This window comes from Rhodopseudomonas sp. BR0C11, assembly GCF_010820945.1.
GTDB classification, from domain to species: Bacteria; Pseudomonadota; Alphaproteobacteria; order Rhizobiales; family Xanthobacteraceae; genus Rhodopseudomonas; species Rhodopseudomonas palustris_H.
In genome coordinates this window covers 1-15,690 of record NZ_QTKI01000073.1, presented here as the reverse complement: position 1 = coordinate 15,690, position 15,690 = coordinate 1, and the positions used below count along the sequence as shown (strand labels likewise).

Genomic DNA, 15,690 nt, shown 5'->3' with positions numbered 1-15,690 from the left:
GAGTGGAGGCGCTGCGCCAGGCCGAACCGCAGCGGCGATGGGCGCTGGCGCTGCGCTGGGCCGCGTTCGGCCTCGCCGCCGTCGCCGCTTGTTGCGCCACGCCTTATGGTTGGGGCACGCTGCTGGCAGCCACCAAGATCCTCAGCCTCGGCGAAGTGCTGTCGACGCTCGGCGAGTGGGCGTCGTCGGATTTCTCCAAGTTCGGCACCTTCGAAGCCAGCCTGCTGGCGCTGCTCGGCATCACCCTGGCGCGCGGGTTGACACTGCCGTGGCCGCGGCTGCTGTTGGTGCTCGGGCTGGTGCATATGGCGCTCGCTCACGTCCGCAGCATCGAACACTACGCGCTCCTGGTCCCGATGATCGCGGCACGGCCGTGGGCGCTGCAGCTCGGGCTTGGGCGCAAGTCGGCCGAGGCGAAGCCTGATCTCGCTCCGCCGGCCTGGGCCGGCGTCGTCGCGGTGATCGCAATCATCGCGGCCACGATCGCCGCGGCGCCGCGGCTCCATTATCGCTTCGACGAGCCCCAGGTGCCGGAGCGGGCACTGGCTGCCGCGCAGGCGCACGGGGCCAAGCGGATCTTCAACGCCTACATCTTCGGCGGTTATCTGATCTCGCGCCACGTACCGGTGTTCATCGACGGCCGTGCCGAGCTGTATGGCGAGGCGCGGGTCATGGACATGATCCGCGCCACTGCAGGGCGCGATCCCGCCGCGCTCAACCGCATGCTGACCGACAACGACATCGATGCGACGATGCTGCCGCCGAGCGCGCCTGCCGTCCGCCAGATGGACGAACGGCCGGGCTGGCGCCGGCTTTATGCCGACGATATCGCCGTCGTGCATGTGCGCGATTAGCTCGGTCATTCCGAGCGAAGCAATCCAGTTTCGAGTCCGGAGCTGGATTGCTTCGTCGCTTCGCTTCTCTCAATGACGAGGGGCCAAGCTGCGACCTAAAGATTGCTCTCGGTGATCGCGCTGTACACCAGGGTGCGCAGCTCGCGGCGGATCGGGTAGGCGCTGGAGGGGATGAGCTGGGTCATGAAGATGGTGATCAGCTCTTCGGCCGGATCGATCCAGAACGCCGTCGAGGCGGCGCCGCCCCAATAGAATTCGCCGGCCGAGCCCGGCAGCAGCGTCAGCGCCGGATTCATGTTGACGGCGAAGCCGAGCCCGAAGCCGATGCCGGCATTGGTCGCTTCGGAGAACATCGACAGCGACATCTGGGTGAGGTCGCGGTTGCCGGGCAAATGATTGCTGGTCATCAGCTTCAGCGTCTTCGGCCCGATCAGCCGGACGCCTCCGAGTTCGCCGCCGTTGAGCAGCGCGCGGCAGAAGGTGAGATAGTCGGCGGTGGTCGAGACCAGCCCGCCGCCGCCGGAAATTAGCGCGGGCGGCGCGAGGAAGCTCGAGGTTGCCGGATCGTCCGACAGCGTCATGCCGCCCTTGCCGTCGGCGGTGTAGCAGGCGGCGAGCCGCTGCGCCTTGGCGGCCGGCACGTAGAAGTCGGTGTCGGTCATGCCGAGCGGATCGAGGATGCGCTGCTTGACGAACTGCTCGAACGGCATGCCGCTGATCTTCTGCACGATGTAGCCGACGATGTCGGTCGACACCGAGTAGTTCCAGGCGTCGCCCGGCGAGAACTCCAGCGGGATCTGCGCCAGATCGGCGATCCAGGAATCCAACGTGCCGGCCTTCTCGAAGGCGCCGATGCCTTTGTCGCGATAGGCGGCGTCGATATTGGTGCGATTCTGGAAGCCATAGGTTAGGCCGGAGGTGTGGCGCAGCAGGTCGACCACCTGCATCGGCCGCGCCGGCGGTTTGGTCAGGAAATACGGCGCGATGCCGGCCTGGAACACGCCGAGATTGGCCCATTGCGGAATGTACTTCACCACCGGATCGTCGAGCTGCACCCGGCCTTCCTCGAACAGCATCATCAATGCCACCGAGGTGATCGGCTTGGTCATCGAATAGATGCGGAAGATGGTGTCGTCGCGCACCGCGACTTTGCGTTCGACGTCGGCGAAGCCGAGCGAGGACTGGTACACGATCTGGCCGCGACGATACACCAGTGTCTGGGTGCCTGGCAGCTTGCCGGAATCGAGATACAGTCGCCGCAGATGATCGTCGATCCGGCGCAGCGCGGCCTCGGACATGCCGGCGCTGGCGGCCGATCCGATGGTCGGCGTCGAGGATTGGGCTACTGCGGCTTGGCTCGGCATCGCTTCACTCCTGAAGATCGTGGATCGTCCGGTTGACGGTCCCGGATTCTGAGATGGTTCGCTCGGGCGCCCTTGATATCGGAAAACCGTGATGCGTTCTATCGGCGCCATGCGGCGCGCGATGCGCCGACGTCTGTGCTTCCATGCATGCCCGCCTTCCGTGGCGGCGCTTACCACGGCAGGAAGCATGGTGTACCGTCGCCGCCTCTCCAACGACCATTGAGCGGGACATGCCTCAATTCGACGAGACCGACCTCACCGAGGCGGTCGTCAAGAGCTTCGACGAAACCCCCGATCCGCGCATGAAGCTGTTGATGCGCGAGCTGGTGCGCTCGCTGCACGACTATGTCCGCCGCACCGGCCTGACCTTCGAGGAATGGGAGAAGGCGATCGATTTCCTCACCCGCACGGGGCAGAAATGCACGCCGAGCCGGCAGGAATTCATCCTCCTGTCGGACGTGCTCGGGGTCTCGATGCTGGTCGATGCCGTCAATCACCGCGACCGCGCCGGCGCGACGCAGACGACGGTGCTCGGCCCGTTCTATGTCGGCGAGCACAAGCCGATGCCGCACGGCGCCGACATTGCCGAAGGCGTTGACGGCGAACCGATGTATGTGGCGGCCCGCGTCACCGATCTCGACGGCGCGCCGATCGTCAATGCGGCGGTCGATGTCTGGCACGCCGACGATGACGGCTTCTATGATTCCCAGAAACCTGGATATGCCGAGCAGGGCGCGTCGCTGCGGGCGCGGTTCGCGACCGACGCGGACGGACGGGTGGCGTTCCGCACCATCCTGCCGTGCAGCTATCCGATCCCGATCGACGGCCCGGTCGGTGACCTGATCCTGGCGGCCCGCAGGCACCCGATGCGGCCGGCCCATGTGCATTTTCTGGTCAGCGCCCCTGGCTTCGAGCCGCTGGTCACCCATGTTTTCATCGAAGGTGATAAATATCTGGAGTCCGACGTCGTCTTCGGGGTCAAGGACGAGCTGATTTCGAACGTTGAATTGCGCAACGATGCGGTGATGCCCGACGGTCGCGAAGCCTCGGGGCCGTGGCATTTGATGACTTACGAGTTCCGGCTGAAGCCGGGCCAAGGCGCCGCGCCGCGGCCGATGATGGCCAACACGGCGTGATCGTGATGGGAGTGGATGGTGACTGGGGACATGCGCAGATTCGGCCGGATGGGGCCGAAGCTTGCGCCGATCGGGCAGGGCACCTGGTATATCGACCAGGGTGACCGCGCGTCGGCGCTCGCCGCGCTGCGGCGCGGCCTCGATCTCGGCCTGACGCACATCGACACTGCCGAGATGTATGGCGACGCCGAGCCTCTGGTCGCCGAAGCGATTGCCGGCCGGCGCGACGAGGTGTTCTTGGTTTCAAAAGTGTTACCGAGCAACGCCTCCCGCCGCGGCACCGTCGCGGCCTGCGAGCGTTCGCTGGCGCGGCTCCGCACTGATCGGCTCGACTGCTATCTGCTGCATTGGCGTGGGCATTATCAGCTCAGCGAGACGGTGGCCGCGTTCGAGGAGCTGGTCGCCGCCGGCAAGATCCGGTCCTGGGGCGTCAGCAATTTCGACGCCGGCGACCTGCGCGAGCTGCACAGGATCGCCGGGGACGGCAAGATCGCCTGCAATCAGGTGCTGTATCATCTGCTCGAACGGGCGATCGAGCACACCGTTATTCCGTGGTGCGAAGCTCATGGCGTCGCGGTGACGGCATATTCGCCGTTCGGTCACGACGAATTTCCGGCGCCGCGTAGCGCGGCGGGCCGGCTGCTGCAGAGCGTCGCCGATGCCCATGGCGCGACGCCTCGGCAAGTGGCGCTGGCGTTTCTGACCCGGCGGCCGTCGGTGTTTGCGATCCCGAAGGCCGGCAATCCGGCCCACGCCGCGGACAACGCGGCGGCCCTCGCGCTCCAGCTCAGCGAGGAGGAGATCGACGCGATCGATCAGGCCTGCCCGCTCGGCCCGGAGCCCGCCAGCCTGCCGATGCTGTAAGCGAAAAAGCGCGGGCAGGGCGATACAAGCCCACCGCGCAGGCGCTTTTTGGCCTTTCGCATGACCGAGTCCCGATTTCGGGACTTGTCCTGGCGCGCCGAACATCGTTTTGTCGGATTATTAGTTGATAGGGACCTCCTCCCGCGGACGGCTCCCGCTTCCCTGCCATCTCCAAAGCGTTATCGAGCCTTGACCGTCACCTCGCCAAGCAACGACGCCGTGCGCCGGCTCACCCATCGCCACGCCGACCATCCGCTGCGCGGCATCGCGCTGATCGTCGGCTCGACGGTGTTTCTCGCCTGCTCGGACACGCTGGCGAAGTATCTCGGCCGCACGCTACCGCCGATCGAGATCGGCTGGATTCGGTTTCTGGTGTTCCTGCTGATCATGATCCCGGTGGCGCTCGCCTCCAAGGAATCGCCGCTGCGCTCGGTGCGTCCGAAGCTGCAGGTGTTGCGGGCGCTGGCGCTGGTGTCATCCTCGGTGCTGTTCATCACCAGCCTGCAGTTCCTGCCGATCGCGGAAGCCTCGGCGACGTCGTTCGTGGCGCCGCTGTTCGTCACCGCGCTGTCGATCCCGCTGCTCGCCGAGCACGTCGGCATCCGGCGCTGGATCGCGACGCTGGTCGGCCTCGTTGGCGTGCTGATCGTAATCCGGCCCGGCTCGGCCGCGTTCGATCCTGCGGTGCTGCTGCCGATCCTGTCGGCATTCGGCTGGGCGCTGACGCTTACCTTGACGCGGATGATCAGCGGCGCCGATCGCGCCGTGGTCACGATGTCGTTCTCGGCGTTGGTCGGCTTCATCACCCTCAGCGCGGTGGTGCCGTTCGTCTGGGTGACGCCGACCTGGCAGGACATCGGCATTGGCCTGCTGGTCGGGCTCGCCTCGACCATGGGGCAGTGGGTGGTGGTGCTAGCTTATCGCTATGCCGACGCCTCGGTGCTGGCGCCGTTCACCTATAGCCAGCTTGTCTGGGTCGCGTTTCTCGGCTTTGGCGTGTTCGGCGAGGTGCCCGACGTCTGGACCTTTGTCGGCGCCGCGGTGATCATCGGCAGCGGCATCTACACCGCACAGCGCGAGCGGCTACGCCGCAAGCAGCAGGAACTGCCCTCAGAGCCGTATCCGAGCCCCTGAGCTATCCGCGCGCGAACGATGGTGCGTACGACTTCTCGTTGTTGTCGGCTGCTATCTACACGTAGCAATATTCCAGCGATGATGAGTAACGGATGTCGCGCGGCGTTCCGCCGCGACGGCTGCGGTCAATTTGGCGATCGCTTTAAGCATTAGGCAAAACCACGATGCCAGAGTGCGAAGCGAAAGCAGGTTCAAATCGCAGATGGCTGAATTTCCTTCCGCGTCCGACGCCCACAGTTGGGGAATGATCGCTCTGGCCGCCGTGCTGTGCGCACTTGGCGTCGTGGCGGCTTATGGCGGGCTGCGCAGCGTCCGGATCAGCGAGGGCAAGGGACGCCGGTACTGGATCATCGCGACCGGCTTTGCCTCGATCAGTTCAGTGGCGTCTGTTGCAGCGCTGGCGCTGCTCGCGGCCTCGGATGCGCCGCTTGCACCGACCATCGCGCTGGCGCTGATGATCGGCTCTGTGATCGCGACCACCGGCTTTGCGAGCCTGGCGGTTTGGCTAAGTTCGATCGCAGGTCGCCGCACCCGACTGACCTTGGCCGAACGCGACATGGTGCTGGACGCGATCCTCAACGATGCGGCGCGCGGGTTCTGTCTGTTCGACGCTGAGGGGCGGCTGAAGCTTTGGAACGAGGCCTTCCTCGACATCTATGCGATCCCGCCGGGCCGTGAGATCGCCGGTCACTGCCTGCGTCGCACGCTGGCGGTAATGCGGAATTCCGGCAACTTCGTCAGCGATCAGCGGCAACTGGTCGAACTGCGTGCCGCGATCGCCTCGGGTGGACCGGCCAGCCTGGTCGCCGAACTGCGAGACGGCCGGCATATCCGGATCGATCTGAGACGTCTGCCGAACGGCGGCTGGATCGCCAAGCATAGCGATGTCACCGACCACAAACAGGCCGAGCAGCGCTTCGCTTATCTGGCGTTGCACGACGTTGCCACCGGTCTGCCGAACCGCGCCGCGTTCAACGACCGCATCGTCCAGAGCGTCGAGCAGGCGCGCCGCTTCGATGGCAGCTTCGCAGTGATCCGGCTCGGCATCGATCGCTTCAAAGAGATCAACGACGTGTTCGGCCAGGCGGTCGGAGACGCGGTGCTGGCCGAGATGGCGCGTCGTCTCGCAGACACCTGCCATTGGGGCTTCCTGGCACGGCCGGGCGGCGACGAGTTTTCGATCGTCACTCCGCCTGATGCCGCGGACGACTCGATCCAGGACGTCTGCCGGCAGCTTGCAGAGCTGTGCGACACCGAGTTCGAAGTCGATGGCCATCACATCCGCGTCGGTGCGACCGCGGGTGTCAGCGTCTATCCGCGCGACGGCGATGACGCGGACACGCTGATCGCCCATGCGGACGTTGCGCTGTATCGCGCCAAGACCGAGCAACGCGGCACGGTGTGCCTGTTCGAGCCGGCGATGGATCTGCAGATCCGTGAAAAGCGCGCGCTGCAGCGCGAGCTTGCGGTGGCGCTGGAGCAGCGCCAGTTCGAAATCCACTACCAGCCGCAGGCCTGCACATCCGGCGAGATCGTCGGCTTCGAAGCGCTGCTGCGCTGGCGCCATCCGGTGCGCGGCATGGTGTCGCCGGCGCTGTTCGTGCCGCTCGCGGAAGAGACCGGCCAGATCGGCCCGATCGACGAATGGGTGCTGCGCAGCGTCTGCGCCGAGGCGGCGTCATGGGCCAAGCCGCTGGCGATCGCCGTCAATTTCTCGCCGCTCGACTTCCGCCGCTTCGATGTGCCGGCGCTGATCCTGCAGATCCTGCTGGAAAGCGGGCTGGAGGCCTCGCGTCTCGAAATCGAGATCACCGAAGGCGTGCTGATCGACGATTTCGCCGGGGCGATCGCGATTCTGCGCAAGATCAAGAATCTCGGCGTGCGCGTCGCGATGGACGATTTCGGCGCCGGCTATTCGTCGCTGTCGTATCTGCAGTCGTTTCCGTTCGACAAGATCAAGATCGATCAGGCCTTCACCCGGAAGCTCGAAACCAATCCGGAATCGGCCGCGATCGTCGAAGCGATCCTCAGCCTGGCACGGACGCTGAAACTGCCGGTGATCGCCGAGGGCGTCGAGACCGAGAAACAGCTCGCGTTCCTGGCTCAGGCCGGCTGCGACGAGGTGCAGGGCTATCTGATCGGCAGGCCGCAACCGATCGCGCATTACCGCGATCTGACCACCGGCGAAGCGGTCGCCGCGACACCGTTGGCGCAAGCCGTTTGATGCTGCGCCGCAGCAGGATGCTCGTAATTTCCGTGCAGTGGTAGAAGATCTTTCTCGATCACGCCACACACGCGCAATTGTGCGAGGATGCCTTGCTCCGCTCGTGTCGGTGATTTTATATGCCCTTCCCGCATATGGCGGTGGTCGATTTTTCGGACCGTTCGTACCGAGGCGAGGGCCTCGCGCGACGGCGCCGATCCTGATCACACTCACCACCAACCACCCGCGATTAAGCAAGAGGTTCCGATGGTCAACCGCATGCAGTTCTATATCGATGGCGCCTGGGTCGATCCCGTCGTCAAGAAGTCGACGCCGGTCGTCAATCCCGCCACCGAAGAGGCGATGTATGAGGTTGCGCTCGGCTCCAAGGCCGACGTCGACAAGGCGGTCGCCGCTGCCAAGCGCGCGTTCGAAACGTTCTCGGTGACCAGCCGCGAAGAGCGCATCGCGCTGCTGGAGAAGGTGGTCGCGATTTACAAGAGCCGGATGAAGGAAATCGGCGCTGCGATCTCCGACGAGATGGGCGCGCCGTTGCCGATGGCCGAGAAGATGCAGGCCGGCGCCGGCCTCGGTCACATCATGTCGACGCTCGACGTGTTGAAGAACTATCAGTTCGAGGAGCCGCTCGGCTCGGCGATGATCGTGCGTGAGCCGATCGGCGTCGTCGGCATGATCACGCCGTGGAACTGGCCGCTCAATCAGATCGCCTGCAAGGTCGCGCCCGCGATCGCAGCCGGCTGCACCATGGTGCTGAAGCCGAGCGAATTCACCCCGACCTCGGCGCTGCTGTTCGCCGAAATCCTGCACGAAGCCGGCTTGCCGAAGGGTGTGTTCAACCTCGTCAACGGCCTCGGTCCGGAGGTCGGCGCGGCGATGAGCGAACATCCCGACATCGACATGATCTCGTTCACCGGTTCGACCCGCGCCGGCATCGACGTCGCCCAGCGTGCGGCGCCGACGGTGAAGCGCGTCAGCCAGGAGCTGGGTGGCAAGTCGCCGAACGTCATCCTCGAGGACGCCGACCTGACCAAGGCGGTGACCGGTGGTGTGATGCACATGTTCAACAACTCCGGCCAGTCGTGCAACGCGCCGAGTCGGATGATCGTGCCGCTGTCGAAGATGAAGGAGGTCGCGGCGATCGCCAGGGGCGTCGCCGAGAAGACCAAGGCGGGCGATCCGCGCGGGGAAGGCACCACCATCGGTCCGGTCGTCAACCGCATCCAGTGGGACAAGATCCAGACGCTGATCAACAAAGGCATCGAAGAGGGCGCCACCCTCGTCGCCGGCGGTCCCGGCCTGCCGGAAGGCGTCAACAAGGGCTTCTATGTGCGCCCGACGGTGTTCGCCGACGTCACCAAGGACATGACCATCGCGCGTGAAGAAATCTTCGGGCCGGTGTTGGTGATCATGGGCGCCAAGGACGAGAACGAGGCAGTCGAGCTCGCCAACGACACGCCGTATGGTCTGGCCGGTTACGTCTCGGCCGGCTCGGTTGATCGCGCCCGCGCGGTCGGCCGCAAGATCCGCGCCGGCAACGTCAACCTGCAGGGCGTGCCCAACGAACGCACCGCGCCGTTCGGTGGCTACAAGCAGTCGGGCAACGGCCGCGAGTGGGGCAAGTTCGGTCTCGAAGAATATCTCGAGGTCAAGGCAATCGCCGGCTTCAACGCCGCGTAACTGCGACCGCGCGATGCCGGGACCGTGTGGTTCCGGCATCGCCGCGGGGTTAATGATTAATACGCTCGTGCGTTGATCCAGGTTCGAACGCCTGCCATTGCTGCTCCAATGGCCGTGACGCTACGAACCGACACCATTCATTTCGGCGCGCTCGACAGTTGGCGTGGCCTGTGCGCGATCTTGGTCGCGCTGTTTCATCTCAGTGTGCTTGGCCACATCCACGACGTTCCGCTGATTAGAAACGCATTTCTGTTCGTCGACTTCTTCTTCGTGCTCAGCGGCTTTGTGATCACCCACGCGTATCTCGGGCGCCTCAACACGGGTTCGGAGTTCACTGCCTTCGCGATCAAGCGGCTTGGGCGGATCTGGCCTTTGCACGTCGTCGTGCTGGCGGCGTTCGTGCTGGCCGAAGCCGTCAATTTCGCGCTGGCAATGGCGATCGGCTTCAAGACCGGACACGCGCCGTTCGCCACAGAAGGCTATCGGCCGCTGGTTGCGATTCCGGCGCAGTTGCTGCTGCTGCAGGCGGTGAATGTCTCGGACAAGCTGACCTGGAATTTCCCAAGCTGGAGCATCGGGGCCGAATACTGGACCTACCTCGTCTTCGGCCTGATCGCGCTCACCATGCCGCGGTGGCGGACGTTCGTGCTGGCCGCGGTTGGGCTGCTCGCGGCTGCGGTCGTGGCGTCGTTTTCAAAACACGGTATCGAAACCACCTACGACTTCGGATTGTTTCGCTGTCTGTACGGCTTCATGGTGGGCCATCTGACCTACCTGATCTACCGGACCGCAAAGGCCGCGCCGAGCCAGCGTTTCGGTACAGCGATCGAGGTCGGCATCGTCGCATGGGTCTGTGGTTTCGTCATTGCCGCCGGAAGAGGGCCGCTATCGCTGGCTGCGCCTCTGCTGTTCGGCTTGACCGTGCTGATCTTTGCTTACGAGCGCGGGCTGGTCTCGCGCATGTTGAAGTGGCCGGTGTTCGTCAAGCTCGGCGAACTGTCGTATTCGATCTACATGGTGCACGCCTTCGTTGCTTTGATGATCATGACCGCTGCGACGATCGGGCAGAAATTGATCGGGCGCCCTTTGCTCGTGGAACAGATCCACGACGGCGAACCGGTCAAGGTGATCGCCAACCTGAATGTCTACGTGCTGGACGCGATCTTCGTGGCCTACATCGGGATCGTCATCGGCCTCTCGGCGCTCACCAGACGGCTGGTCGAAATTCCCGGCCAACGTTTGTTCGGCCGTTGGGCCAAGAAGGCAGCTTCGGCAGCTCTATCAGCCGCAGCTCCACTGGGACCGGTGTCGCAGCAACCTTAGGGGCGGCCGCGCCGTCATTGCTGCCAAGGGACCGCCGCGCCGCCGAGGGCGCGGTCCGGTAGTCGTCCGAGTAGTTGGTTCATCTTACCGTCGTTAAAAGGAGCTTAAGTGCCGCGGCTCCGGGGCGATCGACTCGCCCGAACGAGGGCGAAGGATCCGATGAACCCGCTGCTTTCCGTCTCCCATCGACGCCAGTTCCTGACCATTGCCCTCAGCGGCGTCGCGATTTTGATCGCCCTGGTTGTGGCCAAGGTGATCACCTGACCCTCCGCGATTGACATCGGCGTCCGCCGTCCCTCAAGTGCAGCGAAACTGCTGCGGGACGGAACATGGCCGACGGATTGCGCAAGGGACTGACAGCTTACGGCGATTCAGGATTCTCGCTGTTCCTGCGCAAAGCCTTCATCAAGGCGATGGGCTATTCGGACGACGCGCTCGACCGGCCGATCGTCGGCATCACCAACACCCACAGCGACTACAATCCCTGCCACGGCAACGCACCGCAGATTATCGAGGCGGTGAAGCGCGGCGTGATGCTGGCCGGCGCGATGCCGATGGTGTTTCCGACCATCTCGATCGCCGAGAGTTTTGCGCATCCGACATCGATGTACTTGCGCAACCTGATGGCGATGGACACCGAGGAGATGATCCGCGCCCAGCCGATGGACGCGGTCGTGGTGATCGGCGGCTGCGACAAGACGTTGCCGGCGCAAGTGATGGCCGCGGTGTCGGCCGATCTGCCGACGGTGGTGATCCCGGTGGGGCCGATGGTGGTCGGACATCACAAAGGCGAGGTGCTTGGCGCCTGCACCGACTGCCGGCGGCTGTGGGCGAAGTATCGCGCCGGCGAGATCGACGATGCCGAGATCGAGGCGGTCAACGGCCGGTTGGCGCCGTCGGTCGGCACCTGCATGGTGATGGGCACCGCGTCGACGATGGCTTGCATGATCGAGGCGATGGGGCTGTCGCTGCCGATGAGCGCGACGATCCCGGCGCCGCACGCCGAGCGCTTCCGTTCGGCGGAGGCCAGCGGCCGCGTCGCCGCCGCGATGGCCAAGGCCAAGGGGCCGCGCCCCAGCGAGCTGCTGACGCCGGCGGCGTTCCGTAACGCGCAAGTGGTGCTGCAGGCGATCGGCGGATCGACCAACGGACTGATCCATCTCACCGCGATCGCCGGCCGTGTGCCGCACCGGATCGATCTCGACGAGTTCGATGCGATTGGCCGCCAGGTGCCGGTGCTGGTCGATCTCAAGCCGTCCGGCGCGCACTACATGGAGCACTTCCACCACGCCGGCGGCGTGCCGAAGCTGATGGCGCAGCTCGGGGATTTGATCGAACTCGACGCCAGCACCGTGACCGGCGCGACGCTGCGTGAGGTGGTGGCGCAGGCCGAGGATGTGCCGGGCCAGGACGTCATCCGCCCGCGCGATAATCCGATCCGCCGTGAAGGCGGGCTTGCGGTGCTGCACGGCAATCTGGCGCCGCGCGGCGCCCTGATCAAACATGCGGCGGCATCGCACGGCTTGCTGCAGCACACCGGCCGCGCGGTGGTGTTCGAAACGCTGGAGGACATGGCGCGGCGAATCGACGATCCCGATCTCGACGTCACGGCAGATGATGTGCTGGTGCTGCGCAATGCCGGACCGAAGGGCGCGCCCGGGATGCCGGAGGCGGGCTATCTGCCGATCCCGCTGAAGCTGGCGCGGGCAGGGGTGAAGGACATGGTCCGGATCTCGGACGCGCGGATGAGCGGCACTGCGTTCGGCACCATCGTGTTGCACATCACGCCGGAGAGCGCAGAGGGCGGACCGCTGGCGCTGGTGCAGACCGGCGACCGGATCGCCCTCGACGTCGCCGAGCGCCGGATCGACCTGCTGGTCGACGACGCCGAGCTCATCCGCCGCCGGGCCGCGCTGCCGGTGACTTCTGCGACCCGACCGGGACGCGGCTACGCGCAGTTGTTCCACGACGCGGTGTTGCAGGCCGACGAGGGCTGCGACTTCGATTTCCTCACCGCGTCCGGCCGCTCGACCTAGCGGGCTTCCGACCGGCGGTTGTTTGGCGGCTGTCGGATCGGCGCGCGCTCGTTCGTCCCATGGAGACACCATGGACCGAAGGAGCCGTCATGACCCTGAAGCCTGCGATCGAACTCGCCCGTGCCAGCGGCGTGCGCTATCCGAATGAGAGTGCCGAGTATCGCCGCGCGCGCGAGGCGCTGCTCGCCGAAGAGATCGAACTGCGCCGTCACATCGAGCGCGTTGCCGCGCAGCGTCGGCAGCTGCCGCCGGGCGGCGAGGTCACAAAGCCCTACGCGTTCGAAGGCGAGGGCGGGCGGACCGACTTCGCCGGTCTGTTCGGCGGCAAGCAAAGCCTCGTCGTTTACAACTTCATGTATGGGCCGCAGCGCGCTGAGCCGTGCCCGATGTGCACCTCGCTGCTGAGCGCCTGGGACGGCGAGGTACCGGACATCACCCAGCGGGTGGCGTTGGCAGTCGTCGCACGGTCGCCGATCGATCGTTTGATGGCGTTCAAGCGGCAGCGCGGCTGGCATTACCTGCCGTTGTTCACTGACCTAAACGGTGCGTTCAGCAACGACTATCACGCCATCACGCCCAGCGGCGACGAAGTGCCGGCGTTCAACGTCTTCACGCGCCGCGATGGCACGATCCGACACTTCTGGGGTGGCGAGATGACCGGCACGACGTCAGATCCGGGCCAGGACCCACGCGGGGCCCCGGACCTGATGCCACTGTGGACTATTTTCGATGTCACCCCGGAGGGACGGGGCACCGATTGGTATCCACGCTTGCGTTACACCTGAGTCGCTACCTGAGCCGTTGCGGCGGTGCTCACCGGCTCACATCAGGTTGGCCTCGAGATCTTCGAGCATCTCGAGGGTTTCGAGGTCGCCATTGTCTTCGAGCAGCTCGCGCAGCGTCGGCAGATAATTGTGGAGGATGCGCAGGTCGTCGAGACCCTGCTTGTCGCGCAGCTCGACGCGCTTCTGGGCGAAGTACGCCCAGAACGGGTTCTCGCCGGCATCGACGTGGCGCTGGAGCCTCTGCATCACCCGCTCGGAGCGACCCTCCCAGTCGCAGTGTTTGAAGCTGACATAACGATCGAAGGAAGCTGACATTCTGGGCCTCAAAACGTAAGAACGCGGCTCAGATGCAACCGGTATGCCATGGCAGGCGAGTCGTGCCGTCCTGCGCCGAAGCGCCGCGGAAGCGGGGGAAGTCCGGCCGGGGCCAGCTCCGCGTAATACTACGAGGATTGGACTTCGCGGACTTAGCGGGCAGGAGCTGCGGCCTCCAGCACTGCGCGCTTTCAATTAAGTTATTGATATTAAATCAAAAATTAGCCCGGAAGGGTCGTAACCATCCGTTAACCATAACGGAGCATGGTTCCCATTCGAGGCCGCTTAAACTGCATTTAACTAAAACCCGCCTTAATCGCGCTCCTCTGTTCTGCCACATCTGTATGCGGTATCTTGGTTCGCCGCTGACCGATGGGGAAAGTCGGGAAGTGAGCGAATGACAGTCGGCACGGGGCGGCGATCGCTGTCCAACCAACGTGGGGCCCGCTACATGGGGTTTCGGAAATCGCTCGGCGCGATCGGAATCGCGCTGCCGGTGATCGGTTGCGTCTGGACGGTTTATGCCAACACCGTCGGCGCCAGCATCTATCCGACCGTCGGCTCTTTGCGTGACGATCAGAGCACGCGCTCCTCGATCGAACGCACCTCGTTCTCCGCACGGTTCGAACCGCTCGCCGCCGCCGCCGAGGCCGCGCCGCAACTCATGGCTTCGCTGGCGCTGAAATCCGCCTTCAAGAGCCAAGAGAGCAAGGGCATCCAGGTCGCGTCCGCCGATCCGACCGACGTTCCGGTCACCGCCAGCGTCCAGGCCTCCGAGCCCGCCAAGACTGGCCATCGCTATTACGCTCTGCTCGATCCTTCCTATTCGTTCGGCTTCCAGCCCGATCGGTTCAAACAGCCCGGGCAAAATCGTCCCGCGGCGGCCGAGACCGAGGACGACGCCAAGGTCGGCGTCGCGCCGCCGCCGTCGCCGGTGAAGGAAGCGATGAACGTGCCGCTGCCGCCGCAGCGCACCAAGTCGGTTGCCGCCGTCACGCCGCGCAATCCGTCGCGCAACCCCTTCAGCCACGAAGCCCTGGTCGCCCGCGCCAAATCGGCGATCCTGATGTCCGCGCAGAACCACAAGTCCAGCTTCTTCGAGAAGCTGTTCGGCAAGGTCGACAGCCCGGCGCTCGCTTACGCCTCGGCCGACACCAGCGACATGGACGTTGGTCAGGTTCGCGACAGCGCCTTCAATCCCTCCGACGAAGATCGCTACACCGCTGTCTACGACATCACCGCCAAGATGGTGTACATGCCGGACGGCTCCAAGCTCGAGGCGCATTCCGGCCTCGGCGCCCGGATGGATGACCCCCGCCACGTCAGCGTGAAGATGCAGGGCGCCACCCCGCCGCATATCTACGACCTGAAGATGCGCGAGAAGCTGTTCCACGGCGTTGCCGCTATCCGTCTCACGCCGGTCGGCGGCGAGGACGTGATCTACGGCCGCACCGGTCTGCTGGCTCACACCTACATGCTCGGGCCGCGCGGCGACTCCAACGGCTGCGTCTCGTTCAAGGACTACAACGCGTTCCTGCAGGCGTTCAAACGCGGCGAGGTCAAGCGCCTGGTGGTGGTCGGCAGCCTGACCTGATCAGGCTGACCCACCACGTAGCCCGGGGCCGCCGCGAGCGGCGAGCCCAAACTGCCTTCTCTCCACAATCCGTGAACGCTCCGGCCGGAACCAGTTGGCCGGGCTCGCACTTGGTCGATCAAAGGGAGATCGACCATGACCCCACGCCTGTCTGCTGCCGTGTTTGCGTTCACCGTCGCCGCCGGCGGCTCCGCCGTCGCGCAGGATCAAGGCACGGCCGCGCAGCGCGAAGCCTGCACGCCCGACGCCTTCCGACTCTGCGGCCAGTTCATTCCCGACGCGTCTCGAATCGAAAGCTGCCTGCGTGAGGCAGGGCCGCGGCTGAGCCCGGCGTGCTACGTGGTGTTCAATCCGCCAAAAACCAACAACCAGAGACCGCTCCGC

12 protein-coding genes and 1 pseudogene are annotated in these 15,690 nt (G+C 65.1%); 11 read left to right on the top strand and 2 right to left on the bottom strand.

The window, feature by feature from the left end; translation table 11 throughout:
- Positions 1 to 854 (top strand): annotated as a pseudogene (locus DYI24_RS08590) (hypothetical protein); the annotation flags it as partial.
- A gap of 95 nt (positions 855 to 949) precedes the next feature.
- Here DYI24_RS08590 and DYI24_RS08585 read toward each other — a convergent pair.
- On the bottom strand, positions 950 to 2,218 hold the full coding sequence (locus tag DYI24_RS08585; RefSeq protein WP_164571991.1) for a serine hydrolase domain-containing protein: 1,269 nt from the start codon (positions 2,216 to 2,218) through the stop codon (positions 950 to 952).
- Positions 2,219 to 2,448: 230 nt separating this feature from the next.
- On the opposite strand from DYI24_RS08585, the gene DYI24_RS08580 reads away from it, so the two are divergent.
- The 8 genes from DYI24_RS08580 (at position 2,449) to DYI24_RS08545 (ending at position 13,397) form a co-directional block, all read left to right on the top strand.
- Entirely contained in the window at positions 2,449 to 3,354 is a 906-nt protein-coding gene (locus DYI24_RS08580) for an intradiol ring-cleavage dioxygenase (RefSeq protein ID WP_164571990.1), read from the top strand.
- Positions 3,355 to 3,384: 30 nt separating this feature from the next.
- Positions 3,385 to 4,218 (top strand): aldo/keto reductase, encoded by an 834-nt coding sequence (locus DYI24_RS08575; RefSeq protein WP_205523437.1) that lies wholly within the window; start codon positions 3,385 to 3,387, stop codon positions 4,216 to 4,218.
- Positions 4,219 to 4,407: 189 nt separating this feature from the next.
- Positions 4,408 to 5,352 carry a DMT family transporter gene (locus tag DYI24_RS08570; RefSeq protein ID WP_107344117.1) on the top strand — a complete coding sequence of 315 codons (945 nt, stop codon included), beginning with the start codon at positions 4,408 to 4,410 and terminating at the stop codon, positions 5,350 to 5,352.
- Between the two features lie 244 nt (positions 5,353 to 5,596).
- Positions 5,597 to 7,576, top strand: a complete 1,980-nt coding sequence (locus DYI24_RS08565; RefSeq protein WP_246701197.1) for a putative bifunctional diguanylate cyclase/phosphodiesterase — start codon at positions 5,597 to 5,599, stop codon at positions 7,574 to 7,576.
- A 246-nt stretch (positions 7,577 to 7,822) separates the two neighbouring features.
- A complete protein-coding gene (locus DYI24_RS08560) occupies positions 7,823 to 9,253 on the top strand; it encodes an aldehyde dehydrogenase family protein (protein WP_164571987.1) in 1,431 nt (476 codons plus the stop codon).
- A gap of 108 nt (positions 9,254 to 9,361) precedes the next feature.
- Positions 9,362 to 10,576: an acyltransferase family protein gene (locus DYI24_RS08555; protein WP_164571986.1), complete on the top strand. Its 1,215-nt coding sequence runs from the start codon at positions 9,362 to 9,364 to the stop codon at positions 10,574 to 10,576.
- A 329-nt stretch (positions 10,577 to 10,905) separates the two neighbouring features.
- The gene (locus DYI24_RS08550; protein ID WP_164571985.1) at positions 10,906 to 12,612 is read left to right on the top strand and encodes an IlvD/Edd family dehydratase; all 1,707 of its coding nucleotides are present in this window, start codon (positions 10,906 to 10,908) and stop codon (positions 12,610 to 12,612) included.
- Between the two features lie 89 nt (positions 12,613 to 12,701).
- Positions 12,702 to 13,397: a DUF899 family protein gene (locus DYI24_RS08545; protein ID WP_164571984.1), complete on the top strand. Its 696-nt coding sequence runs from the start codon at positions 12,702 to 12,704 to the stop codon at positions 13,395 to 13,397.
- Positions 13,398 to 13,433: 36 nt separating this feature from the next.
- On the opposite strand, the gene cowN is transcribed toward DYI24_RS08545, so the two are convergent.
- Positions 13,434 to 13,712: a N(2)-fixation sustaining protein CowN gene (gene cowN, locus DYI24_RS08540; RefSeq protein ID WP_107344121.1), complete on the bottom strand. Its 279-nt coding sequence runs from the start codon at positions 13,710 to 13,712 to the stop codon at positions 13,434 to 13,436.
- Positions 13,713 to 14,109: 397 nt separating this feature from the next.
- Here cowN and DYI24_RS08535 point away from each other — a divergent pair, with 397 nt between their 5' ends.
- Complete coding sequence (locus DYI24_RS08535) at positions 14,110 to 15,306, top strand: DUF2778 domain-containing protein (protein ID WP_164571983.1); 1,197 nt, start codon at positions 14,110 to 14,112, stop codon at positions 15,304 to 15,306.
- Positions 15,307 to 15,441: 135 nt separating this feature from the next.
- Positions 15,442 to 15,690 (top strand): hypothetical protein (locus DYI24_RS08530; RefSeq protein ID WP_164571982.1); only part of this gene is annotated, 249 nt, incomplete at its 3' end.